Consider the following 18,014-nt stretch of genomic DNA (forward strand, 5'->3'; position numbering starts at 1 on the left):
TCAGTGGTTCCTTTCGAGCAGGCGGCCGGTGGGTTCGGTGAGGACGCCGGTCGCCGCGATCCGCCGGCCGCGCAGCCAGGTCGACTTCACCACGCCGTGCAGGGTCCGTCCCGCGTAGGCGGTGACCTGGTTGCGGTGGAACAGCTCGGCCGGGTCGACGGTGAAGGTCTCGTCGGGGGCGAGGACCGCGAAGTCGGCGTCCCGGCCGGCCTCGATGGCGCCCTTGCGGGTCAGCCCGGCCAGCGTGGCAGGGGCGGCGGACATCCAGCGCGCCACGTCGTCGAGCGAGTGGCCGCGCCGGCGCGCCTCGGTCCAGATGGCGGGCAGGCCGAGCTGGAGGGAGGAGATGCCGCCCCAGGCGGAGGCGAAGTCCGGCGTCTTGAGGTCGGTGGTGCAGGGCGAGTGGTCGGAGACGATGCAGTCGATCGTGCCGTCGGCGAGCCCGTCCCAGAGCGCGTCCTGGTTGGCGGCTTCACGGATCGGCGGACAGCACTTGAACTCTGTTGCACCATCCGGGACTTCCTCGGCGGTGAGAGTGAGGAAGTGCGGGCAGGACTCGACGGTCACCCGCACGCCGTCGCGCTTGGCGGCCGCGATGAGCGGCAGCGCGTCGCCGGACGACAGATGCAGGACATGGACGCGCGCGTTCAAGCGCCTGGCGTGGGCGATGAGGCCCTCGATGGCGGTGTTCTCGGCGTCACGCGGCCGGGAGGCCAGGAAGTCGGCGTACGCGGGTCCGCTGCGCTGCGGCGCGGCCGCCAGATGGCGCGGGTCCTCGGCGTGCACGATCAGCAGCCCGCCGAAGCCGGCGATCTCGGCCATGGAGCGGGCCAGCTGCTCCTGGTCGAGCTCGGGGAACTCCTCGACCCCGGAGGGCGACAGGAAGCACTTGAAGCCGAAGACGCCGGCCTCGTACAGCGGCCGCAGATCCTTGACGTTGGCCGGGACGGCACCGCCCCAGAAGCCGGTGTCGACGTGCGCCTTGGTGGCCGCGACCTGCCGCTTGATCCGCAGATGGTCGACGGTGGTGGTCGGCGGGAGGGAATTGAGCGGCATGTCGAGCAGGGTCGTGATGCCGCCCGCCGCGGCTGCGCGGGTGGCGGTCCAGAAGCCTTCCCACTCGGTGCGGCCGGGGTCGTTCACATGGACATGGGTGTCGACGAGGCCGGGCAGCAGGACGTCGTCGCCGAAGTCCTCCAGCCGGGCCCCGGCCGGCACCTCGGTGTCGTACGCCAGGACGGCGTCGATCGTCCCGCCGGCGACCGCCACCGCTGCAGGGCGCGTCCCCTCGGGGGTGACGACGCGCGTCGAGCGCAGTACCAGGTTCACGTCCGCACCGGACACCCGTGCTCCTCACTTCCGGCCTCTCGGCGGCCTGAGGGCGCCGAAGAAATTCAACGAACTGTTGAAGGAGTCTTCACCTGGGATTCCAGCCCGTCAAGACCCCACCTTCCCCGCCGGTCGGCAAGCCGACCACTCACATGGGCGACTGGAGATTTCCACGAAGTAAAAGGGCAATTTCGGAGAGCGGAACGTAGCATGGGCCAGGTACGGCTTCGCAGAACCGTCCCGTGGATCGCGGACACCCGGACAAACAGGCCCTGACCGGCCAGGACGCCGTGCCGGAGCAGTGGGCCGATCGGGAACCTCCCGGTAGGCTGCTGCCTTGCCCTTCCGCCTCGAAAGGACCGTTGACGTGCCGCCGTCCCACGCCAGCACATCCGACTCCAAGCCCGCCGGTTCCAGCGGCGGCGTGCAGTCACTTGAGCGCGCTTTCGATCTGCTGGAGCGGATGGCCGACGCCGGGGGCGAGGTCGGGCTGAGCGAACTCTCCGCGAGCAGCGGACTCCCGCTGCCCACCATTCACCGGCTGATGCGCACGCTGGTCGTCTGCGGCTACGTGCGCCAGCAGCCCAACCGGCGCTATGCCCTCGGCCCGCGCCTGATCCGGCTCGGCGAGTCCGCGTCCAGGCTGCTCGGGACCTGGGCCCGACCGTATCTGGCGCGACTGGTCGAGGAGACCGGCGAGACCGCGAACATGGCGCTGCTCGACGGCGACGAGGTCGTGTACGTCGCACAGGTGCCGTCGAAGCACTCGATGCGGATGTTCACCGAGGTGGGCCGGCGGGTCCTCCCCCACTCCACGGGGGTGGGCAAGGCGCTCCTCGCGCACACCCCGCCGGACGAGGTACGGGCACTGCTGGCCCGCACCGGAATGCCGGCCGCCACCGAGAAGACGATCACCACCCCGGACGGCTTCCTGGACGCGCTGGACCAGGTCCGCCGCGCGGGATACGCGGTGGACGACAACGAGCAGGAGATAGGGGTCCGCTGCCTGGCGGTCTCCGTACCGAACTCCCCCACCTCGGCCGCGATCTCCATCTCGGGCCCGGCTGGACGGGTCACGGAGGCGGCGACGGAGCGGATCGTGCCGATCCTGCAGCAGGTCGCGAAGGAGCTGTCGCAGGCGCTGGCCAGCAGCGGCCCCACCGGCTGAGGCAGCTCGGACGTGACTGTGCCCACCGGGCAGGGACCCGGCGGGCACTGTCGTGTTCGCGGGCGACCGACGCCCCCTTGCGTCCCGTCAGCGGCGCGGCGGCTCGCCGAAGAGGTCCACGGCGACACGTACGTCCCTGAGTGCGGATGTCAGTGCGCTCACCGAGCCGATCGCCCCCGCGATCAGCAGCAGTGAGCGGCGCAGTCGCCGGATCTCCGGCACACCGGTGACGGCCATGGCGTCCAGTGCGGCCAGCTCGTCCTCGGCGATCCCCCGGTCGGGGAACTCCGCAGGATGCCCGGCCAGCTCACGACGGAGCCGGGAGACCGCCGTACGCAACTCCGTCACCCTTGGGTCCTCGCCACTGCTGGTCACCCGCGTCTGCCCCACGCTTCGCAACAAAGCACTCCCCCTCGCACATCCTTGTGCCGGTGTTTCGACCACGTCCCGAGCCGTGGTCAAGTGCCCGGGGGTGTGCGCAAGTTAACGCCATGACGGGTGCCGCGCGCCACTCCACGGTCAGAAATCAGGGTGACCACCGGGGGACGCAGCGTACTGGCCGGTCCGGTAGGAAATCACCGGTGCGGTGAGGTATTCAGGGCCTCATGGCTCATACACCCCACACCCTGTCCACTTCCGGCGCTCCGCAACCGTCCTGTCCCTCCGACGGGGGACAGCAGCCGGTGATCGCCGGTCTGCTGCTCGCCGCGGGCGGCGGCCGCCGCCTCGGCGGCCGGCCGAAAGCCCTGCTGGAACACCGCGGCCGGCCGCTCGTCGAACATGCGCTGCGCGCGCTGCGGAACGGCGGCTGCGACCCCGTCCATGTGGTGCTCGGCGCCGCGGCGGAGACGGTACGGGCACGGGCCGACCTCTCCGGCTGCACGGTGACCGTCAATGCGCAGTGGCCGGAAGGCATGGGTTCGTCACTGCGGGCGGGTCTGGGCGCACTCGCCGGCACGGGAGCGGATGCGGCACTCGTTCTGCTCGTGGACCAGCCGGGCATCGGTGCCCAGGCGGTGGCACGGGTGCGGTCGGCGTACCGCTCCCGGCTGAGCCTGGCGGCGGCCTCGTACGACGGGGAACGCGGCCATCCGGTGCTGTTCGGGGCCGAACGGTGGGCTGATGTCGCGGCGGGCGCGGTGGGCGACCAGGGCGCCCGGACGTACCTGCGGGCGCACCGCGATGCGATCACGCTCGTCGAGTGTTCCGATGTGGCGGAGGCGTACGACATCGACACGGCGGAGGATCTGACGCACCTTGAATGAACCGGTTGTGCGCGCACTGGCACGCTGCGCCAGCCCCGCCCCACTTCTGTCGACCCGGAGAATCTCGACATCAACAAACCATTGAACTTCCACTATGAGGAAACTACTATCCACTGGTCAGAAGCGCTCTGTATCCCAGACGGCGCCCACGGCCACATTCCGGAGCCCTGGCACGCCGTGCCATTTCTGGCGACCCGGCGGCCGTAGAGGCGCCGCCCGCACCGCCCGCTGAAGGAGTGACAGCTCATGTCCGCACCAGCGCCGTCCCCGCTGGCCATCGTCGATGCCGAGCCCCTGCCCCGGCAGGATGAGGTCCTGACCGACGCGGCCCTCGCGTTCGTGGCCGAGCTGCACCGGCAGTTCACGCCCCGCCGTGACGAGCTGCTCGCCCGCCGCGGGGAGCGCCGCGCCGAGATCGCCCGCACCTCCACACTGGACTTCCTGCCCGAGACGGCGGCGATCCGCGCGGACGACTCCTGGAAGGTCGCGCCGGCCCCGGCCGCGCTTAACGACCGCCGGGTGGAGATCACCGGTCCGACCGACCGCAAGATGACCATCAACGCCCTGAACTCGGGCGCCAAGGTCTGGCTCGCCGACTTCGAGGACGCGTCCGCCCCCACGTGGGAGAACGTCATCCTCGGCCAGCTCAATCTGATCGACGCCTACGAGCGCCGCATCGACTTCACCGACCCCACGTCGGGCAAGTCCTACGCGCTGAAGCCCGCCGACGAACTCGCCACGGTGGTCACCCGTCCCCGCGGCTGGCACCTGAATGAGCGTCACATCCAGCTCGACGGCACCCCGGTGCCCGGTGCGCTGGTCGACTTCGGGCTCTACTTCTTCCACAACGCCCAGCGTCTGATCGACCTCGGCAAGGGCCCGTACTTCTACCTCCCGAAGACGGAGTCGCACCTGGAGGCCCGCCTCTGGAACGACATCTTCGTCTTCGCCCAGGACTACGTCGGCATCCCGCAGGGCACCGTCCGCGCGACCGTCCTGATCGAGACGATCACCGCCGCGTACGAGATGGAGGAAATCCTTTACGAGCTCCGCGACCATGCCTCCGGGCTGAACGCGGGCCGCTGGGACTACCTCTTCTCCATCGTCAAGAACTTCCGCGACGGCGGCTCGAAGTTCGTCCTGCCGGACCGCAACGCGGTGACGATGACCGCTCCGTTCATGCGCGCGTACACCGAACTCCTCGTCCGCACCTGCCACAAGCGCGGCGCACACGCGATCGGCGGCATGGCGGCGTTCATCCCGTCTCGCCGTGACGCCGAGGTCAACAAGGTCGCCTTCGAGAAGGTCAAGGCGGACAAGGACCGCGAGGCGAGCGACGGCTTCGACGGCTCCTGGGTCGCCCACCCGGACCTCGTCCCGATCGCGATGGCCTCGTTCGACGCGGTCCTCGGCGAGAAGCCGAACCAGAAGGACCGCCTGCGCGAGGAGGTCTCCGTGGCGGCGGGCGACCTGATCGCGATCGACACCCTGGACGCCAAGCCCACGTACGACGGCCTGCGCAACGCCGTTGCGGTCGGCATCCGCTACATCGAGGCGTGGCTGCGCGGTATGGGCGCGGTCGCCATCTTCAACCTGATGGAGGACGCCGCCACCGCGGAGATCTCCCGCTCGCAGATCTGGCAGTGGATCAACGCGGACGTGGTCTTCGAGAACGGCGCACACGCCACGGCCGACCTGGCCCGCAAGGTCGCGGCCGAGGAACTCGCCGCGATCCGGGCGGAGGTCGGCGAGGAGGCGTTCGCGTCCGGCAAGTGGCAGCAGGCCCACGACCTGTTGCTCCAGGTGTCGCTGGACCAGGACTACGCGGACTTCCTGACGCTGCCGGCGTACGAGCAACTGGTCTGAGTCCGGTCCGATCCCGTAACACCTCGCGCCCCCGGTACCGCACAGCACCGGGGGCGCGGTTGCGTGCGGCCCCGTCACCGAGTGCTCAGGAACTGCTCCCCCGCCCGGTACGCCTCCGCGTACTCGCGCAGGAACGCGGCCCCGGCGACGACCGCAGAGCGCAGCTCCGACCGGTACGGTGCGACTCCCCGCACGCCATGCCTGTCGGCACGATCTCCTGTCAGTCGCCGAGGACGACCGTGCGCCGGGCGGAGAAGTCGCCCCACTTCCCGTCCGGCAGTTTGGCGCGGATCTTCATCGAGTAGCTGGTCCCGCGGGGGTCACCGACGGTGAGCCGGTAGTTCGCCCGGCCCGCCGGCGGCTTGCCGCCCCACACGATCGTGGTGGTGAGCCGGCCGTCGAGGAAGAGCTGGTACGCGGGGATCTCACCTCCGGTGTCGGGCTGCTTCCAGTCCAGGTCGATCGCGTACTCCTTGCCCTGGGCACTGGTCGTGATCCGTAGATCGGTGGGGGCGGTACCGGCCGGCGCGCCCGGGGCGGAGGGCGTGGTGAGGTCAAGGGCGTTGCTGTCCGGCGAGGACGTGTCGGCGGCGTCCCGGGCCCGGACCGTGAAGGTGTAGACGGTGCCGGGGCGCAGTCCGGTCAGACGTGCCGTGGTCCGCGTGCCGGGCACGCTGTGGATGCGGGAGTCCTCCTGGTAGATGTCGTACGAGGTGACGCCCACGTCGTCCGTCGAGCCGCCCCAGGACAGGGTTGCCTCCCGGCTGCCGTCCGCCTTGCCGCGCAGCCCGACCGGGCGGGTCGGCGGCTCGTGGTCGGCGGGTGTCGGCGCGGGTGTGGTGACGGCGACGGCCTGGCTCGGCGCGGAGAGGTTCCCGGCGGCGTCCCGGGCCCGGACGGTGAAGGTGTAGGCGGTGGAGGGGGTCAGCCCGTCGATGTCGATCATCTGCCGGGCCGCCGTGACGGACTCGACCCGCGTGCCCTTGCGGTACACCTGGTAACCGGTGATCGCCTTGTTGTCGGAGGCCGGGTCCCACATGACGTGGACGGAGGTGGCGCTGCTCGCCTGCGCAGTCACTCCGCCCGGGGCGGTCGGTTTCTGCGTGTCGGCGACGTCGGCGGTGTCGCCGCAAGCGGTGAGCGTAACGAGGAGCAGGGCGGCGGAGGTGGCCAACGCGGCGTGTGCGTGGGGGCGTTGCACGGTTTTGCCTTCCGTCCGGCAGCAATGGTCTGGACCTGTATGCCACGACCGTCGGGTCCCGGACAAGAGTGTGGAGCGGTGCCTTCCGCAATATTCCGGTCTGCGCTGCGGATACGTTCGGCGCAGAGCGATGAGTTCGGACCGCCACGGCGGTCTGATGGATATGGATACACAGAACGGAACGACGCCCACACTCGATCTCGAACCTGCGGCACGGCAGATCGCCGGACTGCTCGACGGCATCGAGGACCGCTCGCTGACCGACCCGACACCCTGCCCCGACTATGCGGTACGGGAACTGCTCGCCCACCTGGTCGGGCTGACCACGGCCTTCCGCGACGCGGGCCGCAAGAACCTCGGGCCGACGACCGACACCTCTCCGGACGCCGCGCTTCCGGTCCTGCCGGAAGGCTGGCGCGAGGCACTGCCGCCCCTGCTGGACGAGCTGGTGGCCGCCTGGCGCGACCCCGCCGCCCGGCAGGGAATGACCAGGGCCGGTGGCGTGGATCTGCCGGGCGAGGTGGCCGCGATGGTCGCTCTGAACGAGCTGGTGATCCACGGCTGGGACCTGGCCCGGTCGACCGGCCAGAAGTACGAGGCGGACGAGGCGAGCCTGCGGGTCTCCCTGGCCCTGATGACACCGAACGACGACAGCCCTCGGCTGGGACAGCCCTTCGGGCCACCGGTCCCGGTAGCGGCGGACGCGCCCCTCGTCGACCGGGCGGTCGGGATGAGCGGCCGGCGCCCGGACTGGCAGCCGGGCGACTGACGCGTCCGGCGTCGGCCGGCTCACGGCCCGCTCCCGCCCTCGGCGGATCCGGCGGACGGCTCATGACATCCCTCGACACCACGCCGGCCTGCCGGCCTGCCGCGCTGCCGCCGGTGCGGTCAGCGCGGTCGCAGCGTACGCACCGCCTCGCGTGCCCGGTCGCGGAGTCGTTCGTCGGCCGGGGCGATGCCTGATTCGAGTCCTGACGCCGTCACCCGCAGGTCCCGCTCGGCGAGTGCGGTCAGCCGGCTGAGGTGGTCGTCGGTGAGTGCGGTCGGGCCGAGGGCGACCAGGGCTTCGATGGCGGTGACCGGTTCGGCGTCCGCCTCCGCGGAGTCCAGGAGCAGGCCGGCCAGCCGGGGGGCGTCGAGGGATTCGGGTGCGATCGCGTGCAGGGCGAGTACCGCGGCCGGGGTCTGTTGCCGGTCCGCCAGCAGGCCCTCCAGTGCGGGGACCAGCGGGCGGGCCGGCTCTCCGATGAGGGCCGCCGCTCGCGCGGCACGGATGAACGTCCAGCGCATCCAGGCCGGTTCGACCGCCGCGAGCACTCCGGCGAGCACGGGCACCGCTTCCTCCGCGTCACCGGTGATCCGCCACAGGGCGGTGGCGATCTCGACGTCGCCGTCCAGCTGCGGGACGGTCCGGTTCACTCCGGGAGCGGTGAGCGCGGACCGCAGGGCGGGCACCAGATCGGCTGCCTCCGGGCCCAGCTCACCGGCGATGCCCGCAGCCTCCCGTACGTCGAAACCGCCCGCGGCGAGCTGCACGGCCGTCGCCGCGAGGAGTGGGGCGATGTCGCCGGTCAGTTCGTGTACCGCCCTGGCCGCCGCGAGCCTGCCCGCCTTCGGTCCGGAACGGGCAACGACGGTCAGCAGTTCCGCCGTCTTCGCGCGGTGCTCCGGCGGGCACACCGCCGCCAGCGCCTTCGGTACGACCTTCGGGAATCTCGGCAGCGCGGACCGGAGCTCGGGCAGGGTGGAGGACGCCCGGCTTCCCCAGCCGGCGAGCAGGACCGTGAGCCAGATCGGCTCGTTCCCTTCGAGATCGCCGGCTCCGAGGCGGATACGGATCGCGTCCAGCAGTTCGGGGTCGTACGGGAACGAGGGGGCGACCGCCGATCGGACCGGGAAGCCGCATGCGGCACCGAGCGCGCGCGGGCGCTGCCCCAGGTCGCGGGCGAGGAACGGCGCGGCCTGCGCGGGTGCGACCGCGACGAGGGCTTCGAGAGCCCGGTCCGCCGGATCACCCTCCCCTGCGGCGAGTCGGGCCAGTACGGGAGCGGCCGCCGCTCCATGGGCGCCCAGCTTCTTGAGGAGCGGGTACGCCGCAGGCACGGCGGTCGGGTCGGTGATCAGTGCGCGCACCGGTGCGGCCAGCCGTTCGGGAGCGCTGCGCGAGAGCCGGCAGGCGGTCTCGGCCGCCCACAGCGCCTCGGTACGGGCGTCGGGCTCGGGGCTGCGCAGTGCGGCGTCGAGCAGGGTGTACGCCGCTTCGCGGTCCGCAGGGGCGTCCCGGAGCAGCAGCGATTCGACCACATATTGGAGCGGTTCGTTGCGCTCCTGGTCGAGGCGGCTTGCGACAAGCCCGTCCGCCGGGAGGAGAGCCAGCATCGCGTCGTGGTGTGCGGGGGTCCAGGGCCGGCCGGCGTCGACACCGGCCAGCAGGGCCGCGATCCTCACCTCGCCCGACTCGTCCGCCCCCATGGCTTCGGTCGCCTCGGCAACGCTCCCTGCCGGGTCCAGATGAGCCATGGCACCGAGGAGTTCGGCCCGGACGAGGGGATCCGTCTCCTGCGCCCAGCGCCTCCGGAGCACCGGCAGCACCTGACCGGACGCCTCCGTCATGGCCGCGGTCCACGCGGCGGCCTGCCGCAACCCGGGCTTCTCGTCGGCAATCCAGCCCAGGACCAACGGCAGTTGGCCGACGACGGCCGCCCGGCAGGCGGCTTCGTCCGTCTCCCCGCGGTCCTCGCCGCCCTCCGCGATCCCGCCGAGCATCACCAGCAGGTCCTCGGTGCGGTGCCCGGCCTCCGCGAGCCGTGCCAGATACGGCACCGCGCGGGCCGTCGCCTCGTAGACCGATCCCTGATGCAGGATGCTGCCGTACAGCTCGGAGAGCGCCTCGGACGCCTCGTCCTCGTCCCCGGCAAGCGCCCGCAGGCAGTCGGGCACATCGGCGGCGCTTCCGTACGCATGCTGCAGCTCGGCCCAGGGCTGGGCGTCGACCTCGGCGAAGAACAGTGCGAGTTCCATGGAAAAGATCTTTTCACCCGGCACTGACAATGCCCCCGGCAGCGGCCGCCCCCGGCCGCACGGGTCAGCTGGTGAAGAACTCGGTGATCTGCTGGGCGACCTGGTCGGCGTGGGTCTCGTGGACCCGGTGGCCGCCGCCGAGCGTGATCAGTCGGCAGTCCGGGATCAGGGAGGCCATGTCGGCCAGCCGGCCCTGCGGCATGGTGCTCTCCGGGCCGCCGGCGATCATCAGCGTGGGTGCGACGATCTCGCCGAGACCGTCCGCCCACTGCGGGTCGGGGGCGGCGATCCGGGCCCGGATGGGTGCGACGACGTTCCAGTCGTAGTCGACCGGCCCTTCGGGTTCCGCGGCGGGCGTCGGCTCACTGGGGAACGGCGGCGGGGTCTCCACCAGCACCAGCCGCTCCACCCGGTCCGCGTGCTCCTGGGCCAGCAGGTGGGCGACGACGCCGCCCATGGAGTGGCCCGCCAGGCCGACACGGTCGAGCTCGCACTCGTCGAGGAAGCCGAGGACGTCGTCCCGCATCAGCTCGAAGGAGTACTCGTCGGGCCAGTCGCTCTCCCCGTGCCCGCGCAGATCGAGGGCGTACACCCGCCATTCCTCACCCAGCAGGCTCCCGACCGCTTCCCAGCTCGCGGCGGAACCGCCGAGGCCGTGCAGCAGCACGACGGGCGAGCCGAACGGGTCACCCCAGGTCCGGTACGCCAGCCGCACATCACCGACATCCACAACAGACTGATCTTCCATGCCCCTGACGCTACAGCCGAATGGGCCAAGATCCTTCTCCGCGCCTGGCAGGCTGGCGGAGTGAAGTTCGTTCCGCGTTCCCGCCTCGCCCCCGCCAGGGCCCTCGTCACGGCTCTTGTGACGGCTCTCGTCGTGCTGTCCGGCTGCTCCGCGTCCGGGGCCGGTTCCGGCAGCGGCTCCGCGGGGCCGGGGCTCGACGATCCGGCGAAGAAGGAGATCGCCATGCAGCTGATCTCCAGCGCGGAGAACTCCACCCTCGACTGGAAGGCCCAGTACAAGTACATCGAGGACATCGGCGACGGCCGCGGCTACACCGCGGGCATCATCGGATTCTGCTCCGGCACCGGCGACATGCTGAAGGTCGTCGAGCGGTACGCGGCGAGCCGCCCCGGCAATCCGCTGGAACGGTTCCTGCCCGCGCTGCGAGCCGTCAAGGGCAGCGACGCGCACGACGGTCTCGGCCGCCCGTTCACCGACGCGTGGGCGAAGGCGGCCGCGGACGCCGCGTTCCGGTCGGCGCAGGACGCGGAGCGGGACCACTCGTACTTCGATCCGGCGGTGCGCCAGGCCAAGGACGACGGGCTGGGAGCTCTCGGTCAGTTCATCTACTACGACGCCTATGTGATGCACGGTGCGGCCGACTCGGGGGGCACAGTCGGGTTCCGTACGATGCGCCGCGAGGCTCTCGCCGCGGCCGAACCGCCGTCGCGGGGCGGTGACGAGACGGCGTATCTGAACGCCTTCCTCGACGCCCGTGTCACCGCGATCCGCAAGGAGCCGTCGCACTCCGACACCAGTCGCATCGAGACGGCGCAACGGGTCTTCGTACGCGAGGGCAGATTCCGGCTGGAGACGCCGCTGCGCTGGAAGGTGTACGGCGACAGCTACCGCATCGACGGCCCGTGAGCCTCTGATCGAGGGGCGCACGAAGCGCCCGCGACGGACGGCGTGCGCCACCGGGCTCGACGCACCCCGGACCGGGTCGGGTGCCCCGGCGTCAGAACCCTGATGGCCGCCTCATCCGCCTCCGGAGTGGAACTCAACTCGCCTGTGTCGAAGGGGTGTACGATCCTCGTTCGACTCTGATAGGAAAGCTTCCTAACAGAACAGCCCAGCGACGAACTCCCTTTGGAGGACTGGTGCACGCTCCCCATAAGCGCACCGCACGTCGAAACACCCGCCCCGTCCGGCTCGCGCTGGTCGCACTCGGGGTGACACTCACGGCGATCCCCGCCACTGCCTACGCCGGTGCCCCCACGCAGCCGGCTGGCCATCAGGAAGCAACCGTCACCCGTCAGGTGGCCGCCGCGACCGGGCTCGATGATCCGGCGAAGAAGGAGATCGCCATGCAGCTGGTCTCCAGCGCGGAGAACTCCACCCTCGACTGGAAGGCCCAGTACAAGTACATCGAGGACATCGGCGACGGCCGCGGCTACACCGCGGGGATCATCGGATTCTGCTCCGGCACCGGCGACATGCTCGACCTCGTCGAGCTCTACACCCAGCGCAAGCCGGGCAACGTCCTCGCGAAGTATCTGCCCGCGCTGCGGGAGGTGGACGGCACCGATTCGCACGACGGCCTCGACCCGAACTTCACCAGGGACTGGGTGACCGCCGCGTCGGACCCAGCGTTCGAGCAGGCTCAGAACGACGAGCGGGACCGGGTCTACTTCAACCCGGCGGTCAGCCGGGGCAAGGCCGACGGCATCGGCACGCTGGGCCAGTTCGCGTACTACGACGCCATCGTCATGCACGGCGACGGCGACGACGGCACCAGCTTCGGTGCCATCCGTGAGCGCGCTCTCGCCAAGGCGAAGCCGCCGGCCCAGGGCGGCAACGAGGTCACCTACCTGAATGCCTTCCTGGACGCGCGGGTCTGGGCGATGCAGCAGGAGGAGGCCCACTCGGACACCAGCCGGGTGGACACCGCCCAGCGGGTCTTCCTGAACAACGGGAATCTGAACCTGGATCCGCCGCTCGACTGGAAGGTCTACGGCGACAGCTACCACGTCGGCTGAGCCCTGCCGCGATACACCGGTGGCGCGTACGGCACTCGCCGTACGCGCCACTGCGTCGTACCGGATGCGCTCAGTGCGCGCCCACCGGAGTCGCTGCCGCAGCCTCGGAGGACTCCTCCGCCACCGGTTCCGGCTTCCTGCCCAGGTGGTTGAAGACCAGATTGAGAACGATCGCCACGACGCACCCGGTGGAGATCCCCGAGTCCAGCACGACCAAAAGATCCTTGGGGAACGCGTGGTAGAACTCCGGCGCGGCGATCGGGATGAGGCCGATGCCGACGGCGGCCGCCACGATCAGCGCGTTCTCGCCCTTCTCCAGGGCCGCGCCGGCCAGCGTCTGGATGCCGCTCGCGGCGACCGAGCCGAAGAGCACGATGCCCGCACCACCGAGCACCGGCAGCGGCACGAGCGCGATGACGGACGCGCCGACCGGTACCAGGCCGAGCACGATGAGGATGCCACCGCCCGCGGCGACGACGAATCGGCTGCGTACCTTGGTCATCGCCACGAGACCGATGTTCTGCGCGAAGGCGCTGCACATGAAGCCGTTGAAGAGCGGGCTGACGGCGCTGCCCAGGGTGTCGGCGCGCAGACCTCCCTCGATGGTCCGCTCGTCCGCCGGACGACCGACGATCTTGCCGAGTGCCAGCATGTCCGCGGTGGACTCGGTCATGCAGACCAGCATCACGATGCACATGGAGACGATGGCGGCGATCTCGAACTGCGGCGCCCCGAAGTGGAACGGGGTGGGGAAGCCGATCAGGTCGGCGTCCTTGATCGCGCCGAAGTCGGTGATGCCGACCGGGATCGCGATCAGGGTGCCGGCGACCAGTCCGAGCAGGATCGCGATCTGCTGGAGGAAGCCGCGCAGCAGTTTGCGCAGCGCGAGGACGATCACCAGGGTGAGGGCCGCCATGGCGATATTGGTCGTCGACCCGTATCCGTCGGCCGTGGCGTTGCCGCCCTGGGACCAGTTGAAGGCGACCGGCAGCAGGGAGACGCCGATCAGGGTGATGACGGTGCCGGTGACGACGGGCGGGAAGAAGCGGACCAGTTTGCAGAAGTAGGGGGCGAGGACGAAGCCGAGCATGCCGGCCACGATGATCGCGCCGAAGATGACGGCGATGCCGTCGTGTCCGCGGTCCTTGCCGATCGCGATCATCGGTGTCACACCGGCGAACGAGACGCCGTTGACGAACGGCAGCCGGGCGCCGATGCGCCAGAAGCCGAGGGTCTGGAGCAGGGTGGCGATGCCGGCGGTGAAGAGGCTCGCCCCCATCAGGAAGGCGGTCTCCTTGGGGGTGAGGCCCACGGCGGGTCCCACGATCATGGGCGGGGCCACCACGCCCGCGTACATCGCGGCCACGTGCTGCAGTCCGCTGGTGAACATCTTCAGTGGGGGGAGGGTCTCGTCGACCGGATGGCTGCCGTCGGCGACCTGCGGGTCGTCCCGTATCGGCTCCTGGTCGGGTCCTGCGACTGCGTCGTTGCGAAACCTGGGCTGTGCTGCCACGGCGGTTCCTCCGGTCGGTTACACGTCAAAGCGACGCGGGTGTCTGGGAGGTGGGGCGTTGGTGCAGGTGGGGCAGGTCGTGCAGCTGATGCGGCAGCTTCGGTCACCGGTCCGGCGGGCGCGTACGTGTGCGTACGTGCCCGCCGGACCGGCTGCCGTGGACCCCGCTCGGGCCCACGGCGGCCGGCCAAGGGCCGTCCCCCTTCGGCCGGCGGTTCTCGGGGGCGCCCCGGAGCGTCAGGCTCCGGCGGCGATCTGCGCGAGGCGGCGGGCCTCGTCGCGGGTGGTGCGCGCGATGGCGTCCTCGTCCACCGTGGTCAGGTGGTTGCTCTCGACGACCGTCTTGCCGTCGACGAGCGAGAGGGTGACGGGGGCCGCCGCGCCGAACACGAGCGCGGTGACCGGGTCCGCGATGGAGGAGTGGGCGAGCGTGTCCAGCTTCCAGAGCACCAGGTCGGCGAGCTTGCCGACCTCCAGGGAGCCGATCTGGTCGGCGCGGCCGAGTACCTGGGCGCCACCGTACGTGCCCAGACGCAGGGCCTGACGGGCATTCAGGGCCCGTTCGCGGTGGGCGCCGAGCCGGTTGATGAGGAGGGCGTTGCGCAGTTCGGTGTGGAGCTCACCGGACTCGTTGGAGGCGGTGCCGTCGACGCCGAGGCCCACCGGGACACCCGCGGCGAGCATGTCGGGGACCCGGGCGATGCCTGCGGCGAGGCGCGCGTTGGAGGACGGGCAGTGCGCGACGCCCGTTCCGGTACGGGCGAACGCGGCGATGTCGGAGTCGTTCATATGGACGCAGTGCGCCATCCACACGTCGTTGCCGAGCCAGCCCGTCGACTCGAAATAGTCGGTCGGGCCCATCCCGAACAGCTCGTGACAGAACTTCTCCTCCTCCACGGTCTCCGAGCCGTGGGTGTGCATCCGGACGCCGCGGCGGCGGGCCAACTCGGCGCCCTGCCGCAGCAGTTCGGTGGAGATGGAGAAGGGCGAGCAGGGCGCGACGGCGATTTGGGTCATCGAGTCGAACGATCCGTCGTGGTGCGCGTCGATGGTCGCCTCGGTGGCGGCGAGCGCACCGTCGAGCGTCTCGACGGCGAAGTCCGGCGGCAGTCCGCCGTCCTTCTGGCTGCGGTCCATGGAGCCGCGGGCGAGGGTGAACCGTACGCCCATGTCGCGGGCCGCCCCGATGATGGCGCCGGACAGGTCGCCGGAGCCCTGCGGGTAGACGTAGTGGTGGTCCATGGCGGTGGTGACACCGCCGCGGACCATCATCGCGAGCGAGCCCTGCGCGGCCGCGCGGACCATCGGCTCGTCGATGCGCGCCCATGTCGGATAGAGCGCGACCAGCCAGTCGAAGAGGTTGTGGTCGGTCGCCAGGCCTCTGGTGATCCACTGGTAGAAGTGGTGGTGGGTGTTGATCAGGCCGGGAGTGACGAGGTGCCCGGCGCCGTCGATGCGTCGTACGACATTCTCCAGGCCCTCGGGGGCCCGGCCGGCGCCGACGTGCTCGATGCGGTTGCCCGCGACGACCACATGGCCCGAGGCGTACTCGGTGTCGTCGGCGTCGACGGTCGCGATCGAACAGTTCTCGATGACGATGCGTTCCACACGATCAGCGGCTGCCATGGCGCTTCCTTCTTCTCTCTGCAGGGACGTGGGCACGGCAGGACCCTAGGAGCATTTGAGTGCCACAGCCGTGCGGCCGTGGGTGCCGAGATGATGGAGGAACAGGTTGAGCGGGACGCCGACGAGCGCTCCCGCACCGATCCCGGAGCGCGGCACGATCCGCGCCCAGGACGGCGATCCGGCGTGGAGGCCGGGCCCGGCGGGCGTCAGCAGGACGGTGGCGGTTCCGGCGGTCAGCAGGCCGGCCGGATGGGCGGAACTCTCCGGGGGCGCGGTGCGCGGGCCTTCTGCTGTCGGCCCCGTTGCGTGCTGTGTCATGGGGGGTTCCCTCCGGTCCGGCCGGTCCCCGCCCGTCGGCGGACGGGGACCGGCTCGGTGTCGCGTCAGAGGTTGGTCATGTCGACCGGGATCTGCGGCTCGGTGCCGTCGCGCAGCACCGTGGCCTCGATCAGGCCGTACGGGCGGTCCGCGGCGAAGTAGACCTCGTTGTCGTTCTTGAGGTCGAACGGTTCCAGGTCGACCAGGAAGTGGTGCTTGTTCGGCAGCGAGAAGCGGATCTCGTCCACCTCGCTGCGACTGTTGATGATGCGCGAACCCATCTGGTACAGGGTCTGCTGCAGCGAGAGGGAGTACGTCTCGGCGAAGGCCTGGAGCATGTGCTTGCGCGTCTGCTCGTAGGACTTCTCCCAGTTCGGCATGCGCGCGTCGTCGCTGGTCCAGTTGTACCGCCACTTGGCGGACACCTCGGTCGCGAGGATGCGGTCGTACGCCTCCTTGAGCGTCGTGTACTTGTCCTTGACGTAACCCCAGAACTCGGAGCTGGTGGAGTTCATCACCACGAGGTCCTTGAGGCCCGAGATGACCTGCCACTTCTCGCCGTCGAAGGTGATCTGTGTGGTGCGCGTCTCCTGGCCCTTGCGGACGAAGGAGTGCTTGACCTCGTCGGCGCCGATGAACTGCGAGTTGCCGTCGGAGGTGGCGATGCGCTCCCAGGCGTACTCCTCGATCCGGATCCGCGCCGTCTTGATCGGCTCCTGCGACGTCACGAAGTGCCGGGCGAGGTGGATGCCGAACTGCTCGGCGGACTCGATGCCGTGCTCCTTGGCGAACGCGTACACCGTGTTCTTGGTGGTGTCGGTCGGCAGGACGTTGGCGTTGGAGCCGGAGTAGTGGACGTCGTCCATGTCGCCGGAGAGAGCGACCGAGACGTTCAGGTCCTTGATGTGGTGGGTGTCGCCGTCCCGCGTGATCCTGACGACGCGGTTCTCTGCTTTGCCGTACTGGTTCTGGCCGAGAATCGTGGGCATGTCGGTGCTAGCTCCCTCGGTAAACGGAGTAGCCGAACGGGTTGAGCAGCAGCGGTACGTGATAGTGCTCGCCCGGTACGACGGCGAAGGTGATCGCCACCTCCGGGAAGAACGCGCCGCTGTCCCTTACGCGGGGGGCGTCCTGCTGCGCCTCGGCTTGCTTCTTGGAACTGTGCTCATTGGAGAAGTACGTCTCGGTGTCGAAGTCGAGCCGTACGTGGGTGGTGCCCTCCGGCAGCGCCGGCAGGTCCTTGCATCGCCCGTCCGCATCGGTCGCGGAGCCGCCGAGCGTCACCCACTGCGCGTCGCTGCCGCTGCGGACGGCGAGCGAGACGGGGACGGCCTCGGCGGGGCGGCCGATGCTGGTGTCCAGGATGTGTGTGGACACCGATGCGGTGGTGTCGGTGCGCAAGACCGTCACTCTCCTTCTGATACGAGACGGGTCAGCCGGATGCGGTTGATCTTGCCCAGCTCGGTGCGCACGATCTCGCGCTCCTGCTCGGGCGAGTTCCCGATCCGGGACTTCACCGCGTCGCGCATCTGCTCACCGGTGGCGCCGGTGGCGCAGATCAGGAAGACATGTCCGAACCGCTCCTGGTAGGCCAGGTTCAGTTCGAGCATCTCGGCCTTGAGCTCCTCGGTGGCGCCGGCCATCCCCCGTTGTTCGCGTGAGGAGGTGGGGTCCCCGGGCTTCGGGCGGCCGATCGGGGGGTGTCCGGCCATCGCGTCGGCGAGATCGTCCTCGGTCAGCTCGGCCGTGGCGGCGTCACTGGCGGAGAGAAGGGCTTCCGCGGTGGCGTACGGGCGCCGGGAGAGGATCGCTCTTCCCCATGCCCCGCTGGCACACACCTCGTGCAACGCGGTGATGGCCTCGTCGTCCGCCAGGATGTTGAACCGGGCGAGGCCCGGTGTGGAGCTCGAAGTCACGGGAGCCTCCGTGGCTGTTCTTCGC

At 70.3% G+C, this 18,014-nt stretch carries 16 protein-coding genes and 1 pseudogene; 6 read left to right on the top strand and 11 right to left on the bottom strand.

All coding sequences use genetic code 11. The annotated features are described in order from the left end of the window. Positions 1 to 1,344 carry an allantoinase AllB gene (gene allB / locus OHA03_RS02795; protein WP_267000350.1) on the bottom strand — a complete coding sequence of 448 codons (1,344 nt, stop codon included), beginning with the start codon at positions 1,342 to 1,344 and terminating at the stop codon, positions 1 to 3. Between the two features lie 352 nt (positions 1,345 to 1,696). On the opposite strand from allB, the gene OHA03_RS02800 reads away from it, so the two are divergent. Further along, complete coding sequence (locus OHA03_RS02800) at positions 1,697 to 2,497, top strand: IclR family transcriptional regulator (protein WP_267000352.1); 801 nt, start codon at positions 1,697 to 1,699, stop codon at positions 2,495 to 2,497. Positions 2,498 to 2,584: 87 nt separating this feature from the next. On the opposite strand, the gene OHA03_RS02805 is transcribed toward OHA03_RS02800, so the two are convergent. After that, positions 2,585 to 2,887, bottom strand: a complete 303-nt coding sequence (locus OHA03_RS02805) for a DUF5955 family protein (RefSeq protein WP_267000354.1) — start codon at positions 2,885 to 2,887, stop codon at positions 2,585 to 2,587. Positions 2,888 to 3,192: 305 nt separating this feature from the next. Between OHA03_RS02805 and OHA03_RS02810 the strand changes: the two genes are divergently transcribed. Together OHA03_RS02810 and aceB are read left to right on the top strand one after the other, a co-directional pair. Beyond that, the gene (locus OHA03_RS02810; protein ID WP_267007911.1) at positions 3,193 to 3,762 is read left to right on the top strand and encodes an NTP transferase domain-containing protein; all 570 of its coding nucleotides are present in this window, start codon (positions 3,193 to 3,195) and stop codon (positions 3,760 to 3,762) included. A gap of 246 nt (positions 3,763 to 4,008) precedes the next feature. After that, entirely contained in the window at positions 4,009 to 5,628 is a 1,620-nt protein-coding gene (aceB, locus tag OHA03_RS02815) for a malate synthase A (protein WP_267000357.1), read from the top strand. Between the two features lie 220 nt (positions 5,629 to 5,848). Here the strand turns inward: aceB and OHA03_RS02820 are convergent, their stop codons facing one another. Then, positions 5,849 to 6,829, bottom strand: a complete 981-nt coding sequence (locus tag OHA03_RS02820) for a fibronectin type III domain-containing protein (RefSeq protein ID WP_267000359.1) — start codon at positions 6,827 to 6,829, stop codon at positions 5,849 to 5,851. A gap of 157 nt (positions 6,830 to 6,986) precedes the next feature. Here OHA03_RS02820 and OHA03_RS02825 point away from each other — a divergent pair, with 157 nt between their 5' ends. Beyond that, positions 6,987 to 7,598: a TIGR03086 family metal-binding protein gene (locus OHA03_RS02825; protein WP_267000361.1), complete on the top strand. Its 612-nt coding sequence runs from the start codon at positions 6,987 to 6,989 to the stop codon at positions 7,596 to 7,598. A gap of 119 nt (positions 7,599 to 7,717) precedes the next feature. On the opposite strand, the gene OHA03_RS02830 is transcribed toward OHA03_RS02825, so the two are convergent. Beyond that, positions 7,718 to 9,850, bottom strand: coding sequence for a hypothetical protein (locus tag OHA03_RS02830; protein ID WP_267000363.1), 2,133 nt, complete (start codon positions 9,848 to 9,850; stop codon positions 7,718 to 7,720). A 64-nt stretch (positions 9,851 to 9,914) separates the two neighbouring features. Further along, complete coding sequence (locus OHA03_RS02835; protein WP_267000365.1) at positions 9,915 to 10,598, bottom strand: alpha/beta fold hydrolase; 684 nt, start codon at positions 10,596 to 10,598, stop codon at positions 9,915 to 9,917. Positions 10,599 to 10,658: 60 nt separating this feature from the next. On the opposite strand from OHA03_RS02835, the gene OHA03_RS02840 reads away from it, so the two are divergent. Both OHA03_RS02840 and OHA03_RS02845 read left to right on the top strand, forming a co-directional pair. Beyond that, positions 10,659 to 11,504, top strand: a complete 846-nt coding sequence (locus OHA03_RS02840; RefSeq protein ID WP_323181140.1) for a chitosanase — start codon at positions 10,659 to 10,661, stop codon at positions 11,502 to 11,504. Between the two features lie 233 nt (positions 11,505 to 11,737). Continuing rightward, the gene (locus OHA03_RS02845) at positions 11,738 to 12,616 is read left to right on the top strand and encodes a chitosanase (RefSeq protein ID WP_267000367.1); all 879 of its coding nucleotides are present in this window, start codon (positions 11,738 to 11,740) and stop codon (positions 12,614 to 12,616) included. Positions 12,617 to 12,686: 70 nt separating this feature from the next. Here OHA03_RS02845 and OHA03_RS02850 read toward each other — a convergent pair whose 3' ends face one another. The 6 genes and pseudogenes from OHA03_RS02850 to uraD all read right to left on the bottom strand — a co-directional run bounded on the left by OHA03_RS02850 (position 12,687) and on the right by uraD (position 17,989). After that, positions 12,687 to 14,072, bottom strand: a complete 1,386-nt coding sequence (locus tag OHA03_RS02850) for a nucleobase:cation symporter-2 family protein (RefSeq protein ID WP_267007913.1) — start codon at positions 14,070 to 14,072, stop codon at positions 12,687 to 12,689. Positions 14,073 to 14,366: 294 nt separating this feature from the next. Continuing rightward, a complete protein-coding gene (locus OHA03_RS02855) occupies positions 14,367 to 15,755 on the bottom strand; it encodes an 8-oxoguanine deaminase (protein WP_267000369.1) in 1,389 nt (462 codons plus the stop codon). A gap of 45 nt (positions 15,756 to 15,800) precedes the next feature. Further along, positions 15,801 to 15,941 (bottom strand): annotated as a pseudogene (locus tag OHA03_RS02860) (purine permease); the annotation flags it as partial. A 197-nt stretch (positions 15,942 to 16,138) separates the two neighbouring features. After that, positions 16,139 to 17,062, bottom strand: a complete 924-nt coding sequence (pucL, locus tag OHA03_RS02865; protein ID WP_267000371.1) for a factor-independent urate hydroxylase — start codon at positions 17,060 to 17,062, stop codon at positions 16,139 to 16,141. A gap of 7 nt (positions 17,063 to 17,069) precedes the next feature. Then, positions 17,070 to 17,474: a hydroxyisourate hydrolase gene (gene uraH, locus OHA03_RS02870; protein ID WP_267000373.1), complete on the bottom strand. Its 405-nt coding sequence runs from the start codon at positions 17,472 to 17,474 to the stop codon at positions 17,070 to 17,072. 5 nt (positions 17,475 to 17,479) lie between these two features. Continuing rightward, entirely contained in the window at positions 17,480 to 17,989 is a 510-nt protein-coding gene (uraD, locus tag OHA03_RS02875) for a 2-oxo-4-hydroxy-4-carboxy-5-ureidoimidazoline decarboxylase (protein WP_267000376.1), read from the bottom strand. Positions 17,990 to 18,014 lie beyond the last annotated feature (25 nt).

This window comes from Streptomyces sp. NBC_00154 (assembly GCF_026342835.1).
Taxonomy (GTDB): domain Bacteria; phylum Actinomycetota; class Actinomycetes; order Streptomycetales; family Streptomycetaceae; genus Streptomyces.

What these genes read in the sequence shown, in the direction of transcription:
- aceB (WP_267000357.1), top strand. Translation starts at nt 4,009, where the DNA reads ATGTCCGCACCAGCGCCGTCCCCGCTGGCCATCGTCGATGCCGAGCCC.
- OHA03_RS02825 (WP_267000361.1), top strand. Translation starts at nt 6,987, where the DNA reads ATGGATATGGATACACAGAACGGAACGACGCCCACACTCGATCTCGAA.
- OHA03_RS02830 (WP_267000363.1), bottom strand. Translation starts at nt 9,850, where the DNA reads ATGGAACTCGCACTGTTCTTCGCCGAGGTCGACGCCCAGCCCTGGGCC.
- OHA03_RS02835 (WP_267000365.1), bottom strand. Translation starts at nt 10,598, where the DNA reads ATGGAAGATCAGTCTGTTGTGGATGTCGGTGATGTGCGGCTGGCGTAC.
- OHA03_RS02855 (WP_267000369.1), bottom strand. Translation starts at nt 15,755, where the DNA reads ATGGCAGCCGCTGATCGTGTGGAACGCATCGTCATCGAGAACTGTTCG.
- pucL (WP_267000371.1), bottom strand. Translation starts at nt 17,062, where the DNA reads ATGCCCACGATTCTCGGCCAGAACCAGTACGGCAAAGCAGAGAACCGC.